The 14,747-nt window shown below is 69.8% G+C and carries 12 protein-coding genes; 5 read left to right on the forward strand and 7 right to left on the reverse strand.

What is annotated here, in order from left to right:
* Positions 1 to 37 precede the first annotated feature (37 nt).
* The 6 genes from RAN62_RS27915 to RAN62_RS27940 all read right to left on the reverse strand — a co-directional run bounded on the left by RAN62_RS27915 (position 38) and on the right by RAN62_RS27940 (position 5,662).
* Entirely contained in the window at positions 38 to 403 is a 366-nt protein-coding gene (locus tag RAN62_RS27915; protein WP_305787747.1) for an NADH-quinone oxidoreductase subunit A, read from the reverse strand.
* A gap of 77 nt (positions 404 to 480) precedes the next feature.
* The gene (locus RAN62_RS27920; RefSeq protein ID WP_305787748.1) at positions 481 to 1,761 is read right to left on the reverse strand and encodes a geranylgeranyl reductase family protein; all 1,281 of its coding nucleotides are present in this window, start codon (positions 1,759 to 1,761) and stop codon (positions 481 to 483) included.
* 101 nt (positions 1,762 to 1,862) lie between these two features.
* The gene (locus RAN62_RS27925) at positions 1,863 to 2,156 is read right to left on the reverse strand and encodes a hypothetical protein (RefSeq protein ID WP_305787749.1); all 294 of its coding nucleotides are present in this window, start codon (positions 2,154 to 2,156) and stop codon (positions 1,863 to 1,865) included.
* Between the two features lie 174 nt (positions 2,157 to 2,330).
* Positions 2,331 to 3,026 (reverse strand): demethylmenaquinone methyltransferase, encoded by a 696-nt coding sequence (locus tag RAN62_RS27930; protein WP_305787750.1) that lies wholly within the window; start codon positions 3,024 to 3,026, stop codon positions 2,331 to 2,333.
* A gap of 616 nt (positions 3,027 to 3,642) precedes the next feature.
* Positions 3,643 to 4,881: a cyclic dehypoxanthinyl futalosine synthase gene (gene mqnC, locus RAN62_RS27935; RefSeq protein WP_305787751.1), complete on the reverse strand. Its 1,239-nt coding sequence runs from the start codon at positions 4,879 to 4,881 to the stop codon at positions 3,643 to 3,645.
* A gap of 46 nt (positions 4,882 to 4,927) precedes the next feature.
* A complete protein-coding gene (locus tag RAN62_RS27940) occupies positions 4,928 to 5,662 on the reverse strand; it encodes a TetR/AcrR family transcriptional regulator C-terminal domain-containing protein (RefSeq protein ID WP_305787752.1) in 735 nt (244 codons plus the stop codon).
* A 59-nt stretch (positions 5,663 to 5,721) separates the two neighbouring features.
* On the opposite strand from RAN62_RS27940, the gene RAN62_RS27945 reads away from it, so the two are divergent.
* The 5 genes from RAN62_RS27945 (at position 5,722) to RAN62_RS27965 (ending at position 13,197) form a co-directional block, all read left to right on the forward strand.
* Positions 5,722 to 5,877: a hypothetical protein gene (locus RAN62_RS27945; RefSeq protein WP_305787753.1), complete on the forward strand. Its 156-nt coding sequence runs from the start codon at positions 5,722 to 5,724 to the stop codon at positions 5,875 to 5,877.
* 55 nt (positions 5,878 to 5,932) lie between these two features.
* Positions 5,933 to 8,962: a DEAD/DEAH box helicase gene (locus RAN62_RS27950; protein WP_305787754.1), complete on the forward strand. Its 3,030-nt coding sequence runs from the start codon at positions 5,933 to 5,935 to the stop codon at positions 8,960 to 8,962.
* Between the two features lie 216 nt (positions 8,963 to 9,178).
* Positions 9,179 to 10,012, forward strand: coding sequence for an SWIM zinc finger family protein (locus RAN62_RS27955; protein ID WP_305787755.1), 834 nt, complete (start codon positions 9,179 to 9,181; stop codon positions 10,010 to 10,012).
* 592 nt (positions 10,013 to 10,604) lie between these two features.
* A complete protein-coding gene (locus tag RAN62_RS27960; protein ID WP_305787756.1) occupies positions 10,605 to 12,209 on the forward strand; it encodes a beta-1,3-glucanase family protein in 1,605 nt (534 codons plus the stop codon).
* Between the two features lie 31 nt (positions 12,210 to 12,240).
* Positions 12,241 to 13,197: an aldo/keto reductase gene (locus tag RAN62_RS27965; RefSeq protein ID WP_305787757.1), complete on the forward strand. Its 957-nt coding sequence runs from the start codon at positions 12,241 to 12,243 to the stop codon at positions 13,195 to 13,197.
* An 8-nt stretch (positions 13,198 to 13,205) separates the two neighbouring features.
* Here the strand turns inward: RAN62_RS27965 and RAN62_RS27970 are convergent, their stop codons facing one another.
* Positions 13,206 to 14,672 (reverse strand): LPXTG cell wall anchor domain-containing protein, encoded by a 1,467-nt coding sequence (locus tag RAN62_RS27970; protein ID WP_305787758.1) that lies wholly within the window; start codon positions 14,670 to 14,672, stop codon positions 13,206 to 13,208.
* Positions 14,673 to 14,747 lie beyond the last annotated feature (75 nt).

Genomic DNA, 14,747 nt, shown 5'->3' on the forward strand with positions numbered 1-14,747 from the left:
ACGGCTTCTCTCTCCTCAGAGACCAGCTAGTCTGGACTCAGTCCCAGTTGAGGCCGCCGCGTCGCCACACGTAGGTGTAGGCGATGAAGACGGTGACGATGAAGAGGACCATCTCGACGAAGCCGAAGAGGCCGAGCGCCTCGAAGCTGACGGCCCACGGGTAGAGGAAGATCGTCTCGATGTCGAAGACGATGAAGAGCATCGCGGTCAGATAGAACTTCACCGGGAACCGGCCGCCGCCCACGGGTTGCGGGGCCGGTTCGATGCCGCACTCGTAAGCCTCGAGCTTGGCCCGGTTGAAGCGCTTGGGCCCCACGATCGGCGCGACCGACACCGAGAACAGGGCGAAGAGCATGCCGAGTATCAGCAGCCCGACGATCGGTACGTAGGGGTTGAGCGTCATGCCGTCTCCTACTCGACTGTTAGCACCTTCACACTATTTGTACGGTTTTGCGGTGATATGACCGGGGTGCCCGATTGTTAGACGGCGGGCGCGATTCTGGTGAGACCGTTGATCACACGGTCCATCGCGTCGCCGTCGCGCTGGTCAGTCAGATTCGCCAGCAGCTTGAGCACGAAGCGCATGAGCACGGGGTGCGGCATGCCGTGCTTGGTGGCGATCCGCATGATCTGCGGGTTGCCGATCAACTTCACGAAGATGCCGCCGAGCCGGTAGTAGCCGCCGAAGCGGTTCTTGAGCTCGGCCGGATAGGCGTGCAGGGCCCGTTCGCGGTCCGCGCCGGCGGTCCGGGCCAGCGCCTGGACGACCACCTCGGCCGCCAGCTCGCCCGACTCCATGGCATAGGCGATGCCCTCGCCGTTCATCGGGTTGACCATGCCGCCCGAGTCGCCGACCAGCAGCATGCCCCGGGTGTAGTGCGGCACCCGGTTGAAGCCCATCGGCAGCGCGGCCCCCAGGATCGGGCCGTCGGCGTTGGCCTCGTCGCGCATCCCCCAGTCCTCGGGGGTCGTGGCGAGCCAGTCGGTGAGCAGCGACCGGTAGTTCGTCTTGCCGAAGGCGCTGGACGAGTTGAGGATGCCGAGGCCGACGTTGACCCGCCCCTCCCCCAGCCCGAAGATCCAGCCGTAGCCGGGCAGCAGCCGCTCGGGGTCCTGGGCGCTGCGCAGCTCGAGCCACGACTCGAGGTAGTCGTCGCCCTGCCAGCCGGGCGCCTGGTAGTAGCGCCGGACCGCCACGCCGAGCGGGCGGTCGTCGCGCTTCGCGAGCCCCATGGCCAGCGGGAGCTTGCCGGACACGCCGTCCGCCGCGATCACCAGGGGCGCGCGATACTGGACGGGCTCCTTCGCGGGGCCGGCCTTGGCCTCGACCCCGATCGCCCGGCCGTCCTCGTCGAGCACCGGCCCGGTGACGGTGACCCCGGTGCGGAGCAGGGCGCCGGCCTCCACCGCGCGCTTGGCGAGCATGTCATCGAAGTCGAGGCGGGTGCGGACGAGACCGTAGTTGGGGAAGCTGGCGAGATCGGGCCAGTCGAGCTCGAGCCGGACCCCGCCCCCGATCACGCGCAGGCCCTTGTTGTGGATCCAGCCGGCCTTCTCCGAGGTGTCGATCCCCATCCGGACCAGCTGCCGCACGGCGCGCGGGGTGAGACCGTCGCCACAAACCTTTTCCCGCGGAAACTCCGTCTTTTCGAGCAGCAGTACTCTCAGCCCGTGCCGGGCCATGTGGTACGCGGCGGCGGATCCAGCGGGACCCGCACCCACCACGATGACGTCAGCCTCGTCGGCGACGGTTCCGTTCACGGCGTACCTCCGTCTCACCCGGGGGGCTAGTGAAACAGTTCACAAGCCCGCCCTGTCCGGAGTCTAAGACCGGAATCGAGACGGATCACGGTTAGGGAACCCTAACTGTTTCGCGCAGGTGAAATGCCCGCAATGAGCAGATCACTCTCCGTGTTTGCCCCCCGGTTGGCAATTTGCCTGGTCGCAGCATCGTAGTAAGAACGGAACCGGCCCTCGAGGGCGACGTCGAGCGCAGTGATCAACTCGTCAACGAGGCTCTGTGCGTACTCAGGGTCACTGGCCGCTACGACGCGAATGGCGTGCGCGAGTTGCAGCGCGCGCTGCTCGCCCTCTTCCCGGTCGTTGATCGGAACGTCGATGTCCGAGTCATCGACGAACAGGTCGATAGTCGTCATACCATCCAGCTAACACCCTTTTCGGGCGCAAAACGGGTGTTTCATGTCTTGTCGCTCGTTGCGGTTCGTTTCTCGGGTCGGTCGTTCGGAGCCTTTGTCGCGCGCGCTTCGCCTTCGTCGCGCTTCGCCGCGGCCGCGCTTCGCCTTCGTCGCGCTTCGCCTTCGTCGCGCGTGCTATGCCTTGGTTGCGCGGTGCAGGGCCACGATGCCGCCGGTCAGATTGCGCCACCCGACGCGGCTCCACGGGCCGGAGCCGGCGATCTTCGCGGCCAGGGCGCGCTGATCGGGCCAGGCGCGGATCGACTCGGCCAGGTAGACGTACGCGTCGGGGTTGCTCGACACACTGCGCGCGACGGCGGGCAGGCTGCGCATGAGGTAGGACAAATAAACCGTGCGGAACGCGGCGTTGACCGGGCTGCTGAACTCGCACACCACCAAGCGGCCGCCGGGCCGCGTCACACGGGCCAGCTCCCGCAGCGCGGCCTCGGTGTCGACGACGTTGCGCAGGGCGAAGGAGATCGTCACCGCGTCGAAGGCGTCGTCGGCGAACGGCAGCTTGAGCGCGTCCCCGGCCACCAGCGGCACGGCACGACCCCGGGCCCGGCCCGCCCGCAGCATGCCGGTCGACAGATCGGCGCCGACCGCGAAGGCGCCCGACAGGCTCAGCTCCTCGGTGGAGACGCCGGTGCCGGCACCCACGTCGAGCACGCGCTCCCCCGGCCGCAGACCGAGCGCCGCCCGGGTCGCCCGGCGCCAGCCGCGGTCCTGCCCGAAGCTCAGCACCGTGTTCGTGAGGTCGTACCGCTGGGCCACGCCGTCGAACATCTCGGCGACCTCGTGCGGCTGCTTGTCCAGGTCTGCGCGCGTCACGGGCCGAGTCTTTCACCCCGGAACACAGAACGAGCGGGATGGTGACCCATCCCGCCCGGACCTTCGTGCGTTATATATACGACCGCCATCGGGTCGGTTCCGAACCCACCGCCGGCGGTCTGAAAGCCTCGGCGACGCTTCACGCTTGCCTGGTGCTGATCTTGCTCGGTGCTCGTCGTGCTCGGTACGGGATGACCGTAACCAGCCACGGACGAGTGAGACCAGGGACACGCTGTGCTCGTTACCGAGGAGCAATACAGCCCTCTCCGCTCCGCCTACCCGGCCCTGACCGATCGGGTGAGCCGGACGGTCGTACGGCCCACCTCACCCCTCAGCTGGGCGTGTCGCCTTGCCCCGACAGCGCCGGCCCCCTTGGACGCCGCCTTCCCCCGTCACCGGGGCGCGCGCCTCACCCTCTGACCGCGCGCCCTGCTTTCCGACCGCGCGCCCTGCTTTCCGACCGCGCGCCTTACTCCTCGACCCGCGCGCTCTGCTCTTTGGCGCGGCGCCACTGGCCCACGCGCCTCGCCCTTCCCCCGTCGAACCGCATCAGCGTGCCGAGCGCCGCACTGCCGCCGTCGCGCGCAGCTGAGCCCTCCCTCGCGTGGTCGCCAGGTCAGCTGGCCTCGACCAGCGGAAGGGAGGTGCGGGTGCCGCCGGGCGGCATCGCGATCGAGGAGAAGTGCGAGCGCACCCGGTCGTCGGTCGGGTCGTCGGCCGGGGTCCAGTGCACGGCCAGGTGCCGGTAAACAGTGTCGCGCTGCGCCGGGATGCGGTCGGCGGTGCGGATCATCTCGATCAGCTGATGCAGGTTGGAGCGGTGCCGCGCGCCCGCGGAGGAGATGACGTTTTCCTCGAGCATGATCGAGCCGAGGTCGTCGCCGCCGATGTGCAGGGCGAGCTGGCCGACGTCCTTGCCCGTGGTCAGCCACGAGGGCTGCAGGTGGGAGATGTTGTCGAAGAAGAGCCGGGACACCGCGAAGAGCCGCAGGTATTCCATGGTCGTGGCCTGGGTGCGGCCCTTGAGGTGGTTGTTCTCCGGCTGGTAGGTCCACGGGATGAACGCCCGGAAGCCGCCCTTGCCGTCGCCCGCCTCGACCGGCGAGTCGACATAGCCGTTGGCCACGGCGAGGTCCTGGCAGTCGCGGATCATCCGGAGGTGCTCGATGCGCTCGGCGGCGGTCTCGCCGGTGCCCATCATCATGGTCGCGGTGCTGCTCAGGCCGTTGCGGTGGGCGACGGACATGACCTCGACCCAGCGCTCGCCCGACTCCTTGAGCGGGGCGATCGCCTTGCGCGGCCGCGCGGGCAGCATCTCGGCGCCGGCGCCCGCGAGCGAGTCGAGCCCCGCCGCCTTGATCCGCAGAAGCGCCTCCTCGATCGAGGTGCCCGAGACCTTGGCCATGTGCAGGACCTCGCTGGGCCCGATCGAGTGGATGGTCAGCTGCGGGAAGGCCGTCTTGACCGACGAGAAGAGGTTCTCGTAGTACTCGATGCCGTAGTCGGGGTGGTGCCCGCCCTGCAGCATGACCTGCGTGGCGCCCAGGTCGACGGCCTCGGCGCACCGACGGAGGATCTCCTCCATCGGATGCGACCAGGTCTCCTTGTGCTTCGGGGCGCGGAAGAAGGCACAGAACTTGCACGCCGTGACGCACACGTTCGTGTAGTTGATGTTGCGCTCGATGATGTAGGAGACGATGCCCTCGGGGTGCCGCCGGCGCCGCACCGTGTCGGCCGCCTCGCCCAGCGGGTGGAAGGGCGCGTCGGTGTAGAGCAGCAGCGCCTCCTCCGGCGTGATGCGCCCGCCGTCGGACGCGCGGGCCAGGATGTCGTCGATCTCCGCGTTCACCGTCACGCCCAGAAGCGTACGTCCGAACGGGCCGGCCGGGCAGCGGCGCGGGTCACTGACGCCGCCCGGCCCCGATCAGAGCGCCGAGCCCGTCGAGGACGCGCTCGAGGCCGAAGGCGTACGCGTGATCGGGGTCATAGGCGGCACCCAGCTCAGCTCCCGCCGCGGCGCCGATCCGCACGGCCAGGGGATAGCGCTCCCGATCGAGGACCTCGTCGAGCAACGGGCCGCGCTCCGCCCACCACTGCTCGTCGGATTCCTCCGCGGCGGCCGCCCTCGCCTGCGCACGCGCCCGCGAGGAGTGCTGTACGAAGCCGAGCAGGAACGTCAGCGCGTGATCCACCTCGGTGTCGGGCAGGCCGGTGCCGGCGAAGGCGGCGAGCTCGTGCTCGTACTTCGCCATGAGCCCGGGGCCGAGCGGCGGCCGGGAGGACGACAACTCGGCGGCCCACGGATGCGTGTCGTAGAGCACACGATTGTCGTGCGCCACCGCCCGGGCCCGGTCGCGCCACTCGGTTCCCGCGGGCTCCGACCTGCTCATCTCCAGGTAGAGCGCGTCGAGCATGAGGTCAAGCAGGGCCGCCTTGTCCGGCACGTACGTGTAGAGCGTCATCGGCACGACGCCCAGCTCCTGGGCCATCCGGCGCATGCTGACCGCGTCGAGGCCCTCGGCGTCGGCCAGCGCGATCGCCGTGCTGACCACCTGGCCGACAGTCAGGCCCGGCTTGCGTCCCCGCCTGCTCGGAGGCGGTCTGTGCCACAGCAGGTCGATGGTCGGGCGCGCCATTGGCCATCCTTTCCTGTACGGCGTATTGTGTACACCGTCCAACTAACCCGGGAGGCACCGTGCAGATCACCTCGTCCGCCGTATCCCTCACCGTCGCCGACGTCCCGGCGTCGAGCAAGTTTCTCGCCCGGCATCTCGGTGACACCGACCGGCTGTTCAAGGTCACCGACCCCAACGGCGTCCGATACGAGCTGGCCTCCTGGGTGTCGCCATGAGCCGCTCCCCTGCCAGGTCGTTAGTCTCGATGGGTCGATCGGAATCGGAGTCGCAGTGCTCGTCGTGCATGGCGTGTGGATCGCCGGTGAGTCCGTGCCGGGCCGGCTCGCTCTCTGGGCGGAGGATCCCGCCCGTCCCCTGACCACCACCTCGCGGGCCCGCTCGCGGCCCCACCCGTTCGCGGCTCCGGCCGACGAGCTCGCCGCGGTCCTCGCCGGGGCGTCCGACGACCTCCGCGCGGCGCTCGCGGAGGCCCAGCCGGTCGAGCTGACCCTCGACCTGCCGAGCAGCGCCCAAGGTCCCGTGCCGTCGCCCGAGACCGGCAGCGACGGCTCCCCGCGCGGTCTGCGGCTCACCGCGTGGGAGGTGCCGGCGCTGACCGTGGCCGGCGACGACGCGCTCAATGCCCTGAGCGCCCTGGCGGCCCCCGAGGGTTCGTGGTCGGCCGCGGCCTCCACCCGCTTCCTCTCGCTGGTCGCCGGCTGGGCCTGCGATCTCGCCCGCCGGGGTCGCATGCTCCCGCAGCTGGTGACCGAGGCCGAGGTGCCGGCCGCGCGCTGGCGACCGGTGCTCACCGGGCCCGACGCCGTGACGTTCCGCGACTTCGGATCGGCCGTGCCGCCGGTCTGCCGAGCCTCCGGTCACGTGCCGGCCCGAGCCGTCGTCCAGGGCGCGCTCGAGGTGCTCGTCGACGCGGCAGCCCGCTCCCTGATGCCCGAGCGGCTGCTGCTCGGCATCCGGCCCGGCGTCAAGGGAGCCCTGGCCGACCGCTGGATCTCCGCCCTCACCGCGACCGACCCCACGCTGCCCGGGGCCCGCGAGTCCGAGGTGACCGAGCTCGCGAAGCCGCTCACCGCCTGGCTGCGCGCCGCGCACGACAGCGACGGTCCCGTCCGGCTCAGCTTCCGGCTGGTGGAGCCCGAGCCCGGCGAGGACGAGTGGCGGCTCGACTTCGCGCTGCGGTCCGCCGACGACCCCAGCCTCTACCTGCCCGCCGACCAGCTGTGGGAGGGGCGGCGACTTCCCGGGCTCGCCGGCCGGCCCGACGAGTTGCTGCTGGCGGGGCTGGGCCGCGCGGTCCGGCTCTTCCCGGCCCTTCATGAGGCGTTGCTCGAGGCCCGCCCGGCCGGCATGACCCTCAGCACCGCGGAGGCGCACGGCTTCCTGAGCCAGGCGGCGCCTTTGTTGCAGGCGGCGGGCTTCGGCGTGCAATTGCCCGCGTGGGCGGGCCGCAAGGCGGTCGGCCTCAAGCTCACCACCCGCGCCAAGGGCACGACGCCGTCGGGCAAGGCCGCGGCCGACTCGGGATTCGGGCTGGAGCAGCTGGTCGACTTCCGCATCGACCTCGTGATCGGCGAGGGCACCGTGACGGCCGAGGAGCTGGCCGAGCTGGCCCGGCTCAAGGTGCCGCTGGTGCGCGTCCGCGGCCAGTGGGTCGAGCTCGACGACCGGCAGCTCAAGGCCGCCCTCAAGGCGGTCGGGCGGCGCCGCACCGGCGAGCTGACCGCGGGTGAGGTGCTCCAGCAGGTCATCGACGGCGGCGAGGAGGACCTGCCGCTGGTCGAGGTCGACGCCGACGGCCGGCTCGGCGATCTCCTGTCGGGCGAGGCGGCCGAGCGGCTGACCCCGCTGAGCACCCCGACGGGCTTCCGCGGCGTGCTCCGGCCCTACCAGGAGCGCGGGCTGTCGTGGCTGCACTTCCTGGCCGAGCTGGGGCTGGGCGGCATCCTGGCCGACGACATGGGCCTCGGCAAGACCGCCCAGACCCTGTCGCTACTGCTCACCGAGCGCTCCGGTGGGGCGCGGCCGGCGCCGACTCTGCTCATCTGTCCTATGTCTTTGGTGAGCAACTGGCAGAAGGAGGCCGCCCGCTTCGCGCCGGAGTTGCGGGTGCACGTGCATCACGGCGGCTCGCGCAAGCGCGACGACGAGTTCACGCGAGCCGTGGCCGAGTCCGATGTGGTCGTCACCACCTACGGCACGGCACTCCGCGACCTCGGCGCCATCCGCGGGGTCCCATGGGGACGCGTGGTCTGTGACGAGGCCCAGGCCATCAAGAACAGCGGCACCCGGCAGGCGCAGGCGGTGCGGGCCATCCCGGCTCGCACGAGGCTGGCCCTGACCGGCACACCCGTCGAGAACCACCTCGCCGAGCTGTGGTCCATCATGGAGTTTGCCAATCCGGGGTTGCTCGGGCCGGCCAAGCGGTTCCGCAAGAGGTTCCAGGAGCCGATCGAGGTGCGCGGCGACGCGGACGCCACGGCCGCCCTGAAACGAGCCACCGGACCGTTCGTGTTGCGGCGCCTCAAAACTGACAAGTCGATCATCTCGGACCTTCCGGAGAAGAACGAGATGAAGGTCTGGTGCTCACTCACGGCGGAACAGGCCACTTTGTACCAAGCCGTCGTCGAGGACATGATGTCCGTGATCGAGGGCTCCGAGGGCATTCAGCGCCGGGGCAACGTGATCGCCGCGATGACCAAGCTCAAGCAGGTGTGCAACCACCCCGCCCACCTGCTCAAGGACGGGTCCCGCCTCCCGGGGCGATCGGGCAAGCTGGCCCGGCTCGAGGAGCTGGCCGAGGAGATCGTCACGGAGGGCGACAAGGCGCTCGTCTTCACGCAATACTCGGAGTTCGGCACGATGCTGCAGCCCTATCTCGCCGCGCATCTCGACCGCCCGGTGCTCTGGCTCCACGGTGGACTGTCGAAGAGCAAGCGCGACGAGCTGGTCGAGCGCTTCCAGCACGACTCCGAGCCGATGCTGTTCCTGCTGTCTCTCAAGGCGGCGGGCACCGGCTTGAATCTGACCGCGGCCAACCACGTCATCCACGTGGACCGCTGGTGGAACCCCGCCGTGGAAGACCAGGCAACCGACCGCGCCTTCCGCATTGGACAGTCACGCAACGTGCAGGTCCGCAAGTTCATCTGCAGCGGCACGCTGGAGGAGAAAATCGACGCAATGATCGAGCGCAAAAAGGCGCTGGCGTCCACAGTGGTCGGCACTGGCGAGGACTGGGTCTCCGACCTCACCACGGACCAGCTGCGCGACTTGTTCGCCCTCGACACCGCGGCGGTGCGCTGACGTGCGCAACTCTTCGCTCTCGACACCATGGCGGCGCGCTGACATGCGTGCCTTTTCGCCCTCGACACGACGGCGGCGCGCTGACGTGCGCGACTGGTTCGCCCTCGACGCCACGGCGGTGTGCTGAGATGCGCGCTGCCATCCTTGCCCATCCGGAATTCCGCCCACAATCTTGCCCTGAGCTGCGCCCGAGATCTTGCTCGGAGGGATGCTGACATGCCCGTCGACCCGGAGGGACGCTGGTTCACGTCGGAGGGGCCGATCCGCGTGGACGGCGGCATCGCGGTGCGAGCGCAGCGCGGCAAGATCGGTGAGCAGTGGTGGTCGCGGCGCTTCGTGGACCTGCTGGAGCAGATCTGTCAGCCGGGGCGGCTGGCGCGCGGGCGGACCTATGCGCGCAAGGGCCAGGTCATCGACTTCGAGCTGTCGCCGGGTCAGGTGGTCGGCCGGGTGCAGGGTTCACGGCCGGATCCCTACCAGGTGACGTTGCGCCTGCCGGCCTTCGATGAGGCACAATGGACGCTCGTATTGTCGGAGCTCGCGTCCCAGGCGCTCTTTCGGGCCGCGCTGCTCGCCGGGGAGATGCCGCACGAGATCGTGGAGGTGTTCGACGGGCTCGGGCTGCCGCTCTTTCCATCCACCTTGGACATCAGGTGCTCGTGTCCCGACTGGGGAGTGCCGTGCAAGCACGCCTCCGCAGTGCTCTACGTGCTCGCCGAGGCCTTCGACCAGGATCCGTTCCTGGTGCTGGCGTGGCGGGGGCGTGACCGCGAGTCGGTGCTGTCGGAGCTTCGCGGACTGCCCGACGAGGTGGAGACGCCCGACCCGCTGGCATTCGAGGAGGTCGCGCTGGAGGACCGGCTCGCCGACTTCTACGCGCCGGCGATCTCGCTGAGCAGGCTCCGCGAGCGGTCGCCCCGCACGACCGTGCCGCCCGAGCTGCTGCTGCGCGTGCTGGATGCCCCAGACGTCCGGGTGCGGCACATTCCGCTCGTCGACATTCTCCGGCCGGCCTACAGAGACCTCGCCGCCGACAACGGGCCGGCCTGACACCTCGCCGCCGACGCCGGGCCAGCCTGACGCCTCGCCGCCAACAGCAGGCCGGCCTAACGCCTCGCCGCCAACAACGGGCCGGCCTGACACCTCGCCGCCGATAACGGGCCGGCATGACACCTCGCCGCCAACAGCAGGCCGGCCTGACGCTTCGTCGCCCGGCGCGTCGAGGTCCGACGCGCAGCGTGAGACGGTCGGTATCGGGGCCGAGCGCCGCGCGAGAGGAGGTCGCCCCGAAACCCGGCTCGCAGCGCGGAGCGGCCGGCGTCGGAGCCGGGCCCCCGCGGGAGACGGTCACCTCGAAGCCCAGCGCGCACCGCGAAGCGGTCATCTGGGAAACGGGCGCAGCGGGAGGCGGTCGCTTCGACGGGATGGCCGAGGCGGGGCGCGGCGACGGGCCCGGCCAGGGCTGCCGAGATGAGGCGATTCGTCCGCGTACCGCAACTGCATAGGTTGTTATCTATTGACACCGGCTGTTCACGCTTCGATGCTGTGAGAGCGCTCTCCGCCACCCCCTAGCCGCGGCGGGCGCGTCGTCTCCGTGTCGTGGCCCCGGCTGCGGGCGGAACCATCCCCATGAGGAGTCGCCGTGCGTTTCCGACGAAAGTTGGTGCATGCCCTCGCCGCCCTGGCGGTGACCGTCCCTCTCTCCTTCGCCGTCACCTCACCCGCCGAGGCGATCGGCCCCGCCCTCCTTCCGGTGACCGTCTCGAACACCACCGGACGCGGCGAGGCCGTCTACCTCTACGTGATCGGCATCAACCTCAACACCGGCCGCCTCGGCTACGTGAACCAGGGCGGCACCTTCACGCCCTGGCCCGCGGGCTCGATCCCGCCCTCGCCGGCCCCGGACGTGGCGATCGGCGGCCCGGGCAACGGGGGCTCGTCGACGATCCAGTTCCCGCGCGGCTTCTCCGGCCGGGTCTATTTCTCCCTGGGCGAGAAGCTCAAGTTCTTCCTCACGCCGGATGGGCTCGTGCAGCCGGCCCCGTGGGCGAGCGGCGACGCCAATTACAACATCCTGTTCGACTGGAGCGAGTTCACCTACAACGACTCCGGGCTCTGGCTCAACAGCTCGCAGGTCGACATGTTCGCCGTGCCGCACGCGGTGACCGTCACCGGGTCGAACGGTGTCACGACGCGGACCGGCGACCCCGTCGCCAACGGGCGCACCAACGTGATCAACGGGATCAAGGCGCAGGCGGGCTGGGCCAACACGGTCGTGACCCGCTCGGACGGCACGGTCCTGCGCGCGCTGGCGCCGGGCAAGGCGGCCGGTGCGGGCCTGCTCAGCTCGACCTACCTGGACTCGTACATCACGTCGGCGTGGAACGCGTACACGAGCAAGACTTTGACCGTCGTGCCGTTCGGCGATCAGCCGAACACGAAGTACTTCGGGCGTACGTCCGGCAATGTCATGCGTTTCACCAATTCGGCCGGCCAGCAGGTCGCGTCGTTCAACAAGCCGTCGTCGGCGTCCGTCTGGGGCTGCGACGGTGATCTGCCGGCCCCGAACGACCAGGTCGTCGGGCCGATCTCCCGGACCCTGTGCGCCGCCCTCAACCGGGGCACGCTGGGCACGATCGACACCCAGCCCAGCACCAACGCCGCGCAGTTCTACCAGAACAGCCCGACCAACCAGTACGCGAAGATCATCCACCAGAACATGGCGGACGGTAAGGCGTACGCGTTCGCCTTCGACGACGTGGCCAACTTCGAGTCGCTGGTGCACGACGGTGACCCGCGCTCGGCCGGCCTGATCCTGTCGCCGTTCACCGGCGGGGGCGGCACCACCCCGCCGCCCAGCAGCAGCGGCAACGCCCTGGTCAGCGACTGGAACAGCAAGTGCATCGACGTCCCGAACGGCAGTGCCGTCGACGGCGCCCGGCTCCAGATGTGGACCTGCAACAACAGCAACGCGCAGAAGTGGGCCTTCCAGAGCGACGGCACGGTGCGTGCGGTCGGCATGTGCATGGACCCGGCCGGCGGCGCGCTGACCAACGGCACGCCCATCCAGCTGGTCACCTGCAACGGCAACCCGGTGCAGCGGTTCACGCTGTCGGGCGCCGGCGACCTGGTCAACGTGTCGGCCAACAAGTGCGTCGACATCGCGGACTGGAACGGCACCGACGGCGCGAAACTGCAGCTGTGGGACTGCGCCGGCACAACGAATCAGAAGTGGCACAAGGCCTGATGGGGTAACCGAGGCGGCATAGGCTCGGATCATGAGTGAGATGAGCTATCGCCGCCTCGGCACCTCGGGACTCGTCGTCTCCGTCGTCGGGATCGGCTGCAACAACTTCGGCCGCAAGCTCGACCTGGCGGGCACGCAGGAGGTCGTCGGCGCGGCGCTCGACGCGGGCATCACCCTCTTCGACACCGCCGACATCTACGGCACGCCGCACGGCGCCTCCGAGGAGCTGCTCGGCCAGGCGCTCAAGGGTCACCGCGACGAGGTGGTGCTGGCCACCAAGTTCGGCATGGACATGGAGGGGCTCAACGGCGCCGACCGGGGCGCCCGGGGCTCGCGGTGGTACATCGTGCGGGCCGTGGAGGCGTCACTGCGCCGGCTGGGCACGGATCACATCGACCTCTACCAGATGCACCAGCCCGACGAGACCACCCCGATCGAGGAGACGCTCGCCGCGCTCGACGACCTGGTCCGCGCGGGCAAGGTGCGCTATCTGGGCAACTCCAACTTCTCGGGCTGGCAGATCGCGGACGCCGACTGGACCGCGCGCGCCGACGGGCGTACCCCCTTCATCAGTGCGCAGAATCGCTACAGCCTGCTGCACCGCGAGGTGGAGACCGAGATCATCGGTGCGTGCGAGCGGTTCGGGCTCGGCCTGCTCCCGTTCTTCCCGCTCGACAGCGGCCTGCTCAGCGGCAAGTACCAGCGCGGACAGGCACCCGCCGAGGGCACGCGGATGGCCCAGGAGCGCTACAAGTCGTGGCTCGACAGCGCCGACTGGGACACGATCGAGGCGCTGACAGCGTTCGGGGCCGAGCGCGGCCACTCCCTGCTCGACGTGGCGATCGCGGGGCTCGCCGCCCGCCCCGCGGTCACCAGCGTCATCGCGGGCGCCACGACTGCCGACCAGGTGCACGCCAACGCCGCGGCGGGCACCTGGCAGCTCGACGTCACGGACATTGCCGCACTCGACCAGATCTTGGACGCCTGAGACCGAGGTCAGTCGACGACGGTGACGATGCGCCGGCGGCGCGCCACGTAGAACGCCGCGCCGCCGGCCAGCAGCATTGCAGCGCCGCCCGCGGCGACCATCCCGGCCGGAGCACCCGTCACCGGAAGCCCCTCGTCGCCACCGCCGCCACCGGCACCGCCGGTCGACAGCTTGACGGCGATCGCCGCGGTGTCATTGCTCCGGTTCGGGTCCACGGGGCCGTTGTCGACCGTGATCGATCCCGCCTCGCCGGCCGACTTGATCGTGCCGGTGAACGAGAACTCCGCCTTCTCGCCCTTGTGCAGGCTGTCGATGAGCAGGCAGAAGTACTTGCGGTCGGAGTCCTTGAAGCAGTTGGGGTCCGCCTTGGTGATCTCGACCCCGGTCGGCAGCTCCACGTCCACGAGCAGCAGGCCGTTCTGCATCAGCGAGCTGGTCGCCGCCGGGCCGTTGTTGCGCACGCCGACCTTGACCGTACGGCTGTCGCCCTTCGCCCCGGCGAAGGTGCCACCGATGGCGGCCACGTCAGCCGGGTTGCGGGACACCGACACCGTGAAGGTCCGGATGTTGTCCCAGTCGTTGATGTCTTCCGGCAGATCGTCCTCGTCGAGCGGTTGCGCCTCGAGCGCCGACGCCTTCCGGGCATTGCGGACACCGGCCGGCACCTCGGCGAGGTCTTCCTCGGTGAGCCCGACCAAATAGGTGCCGGCGAACAGCTCGGACGGCCCCGGGGTGTCGGCCGCGAGCTTGAACTTGAACGGCGCCTTGTCCGCGAGCGTCACGGTCTCGCCGGGCTGGATGGGCTCGTCGAAGACGCACGCGATGCCGAACAGCTCGTCATCGAAGAAGCAGTTGCTGTACTTCATCGGGTAGCTGAGGAAGGGATCGCCGACCAGCACCACGCCGTAGCCGGCCGGCGCCTTGTTGCCCGTGTTGGAGAACACGATCGGCACGTCGGCGGTGTCGCCCGGGTCGAGCTTGTAGTCGTCGATCGGGGCGAGCTCCAGGTCCACGCCCTCGTCGACGGAAACGACGGTGACGTGCGAGTACTGCGCCCACTCGTTGCCCGCGTCCTTGAGCAGCACGTCGAAGCCCACGCCGAACGTCGGCAGCGCCGCGGTGGGGGCGACCGTGAACGTGAGCGTCTTCCGCTTGCCCGGCGCGATCGAGTCGATCCGGCACCCGTCGGCGTCGCACCCCGCGGGCGGGACAAATCCGACGCTCTCCGGAATCGGTGCGGTGCCGAAGGTGACAACCAGATTCTTGGCGGTGTCCTCGCCGTAGTTGAGGACCTCCACCTCGACCTTCTTCGACTTGCCGTCGACGGCGACGACCTGCTCGGGCAGGGCCAGCTCGACCTCCGGACCGAGATCGTCGCCGGGGTCCGCGTACGCGGGCAGGCCCGCACCGGCCGTCGCCAGGCCGGTCAGGAGGAGGGGCAGGCCGACGCGGCCCACCAGGGTTCGCAGACGCATGGTCACCGTTTCCGACGATTCGTCGATGATCAAAAGGGCAGGTCGGCGAACAGTAAGGGACGGGACCGTATCGGC

Origin of the sequence: Symbioplanes lichenis (genome assembly GCF_030709675.1) — a bacterium.
Lineage (GTDB): Bacteria > Actinomycetota > Actinomycetes > Mycobacteriales > Micromonosporaceae > Actinoplanes > Actinoplanes lichenis.

What these genes read in the sequence shown, in the direction of transcription:
- RAN62_RS27970 (WP_305787758.1), bottom strand. Translation starts at nt 14,672, where the DNA reads ATGCGTCTGCGAACCCTGGTGGGCCGCGTCGGCCTGCCCCTCCTCCTG.
- RAN62_RS27955 (WP_305787755.1), top strand. Translation starts at nt 9,179, where the DNA reads ATGCCCGTCGACCCGGAGGGACGCTGGTTCACGTCGGAGGGGCCGATC.
- RAN62_RS27940 (WP_305787752.1), bottom strand. Translation starts at nt 5,662, where the DNA reads ATGGCGCGCCCGACCATCGACCTGCTGTGGCACAGACCGCCTCCGAGC.
- RAN62_RS27915 (WP_305787747.1), bottom strand. Translation starts at nt 403, where the DNA reads ATGACGCTCAACCCCTACGTACCGATCGTCGGGCTGCTGATACTCGGC.
- RAN62_RS27965 (WP_305787757.1), top strand. Translation starts at nt 12,241, where the DNA reads ATGAGTGAGATGAGCTATCGCCGCCTCGGCACCTCGGGACTCGTCGTC.
- RAN62_RS27925 (WP_305787749.1), bottom strand. Translation starts at nt 2,156, where the DNA reads ATGACGACTATCGACCTGTTCGTCGATGACTCGGACATCGACGTTCCG.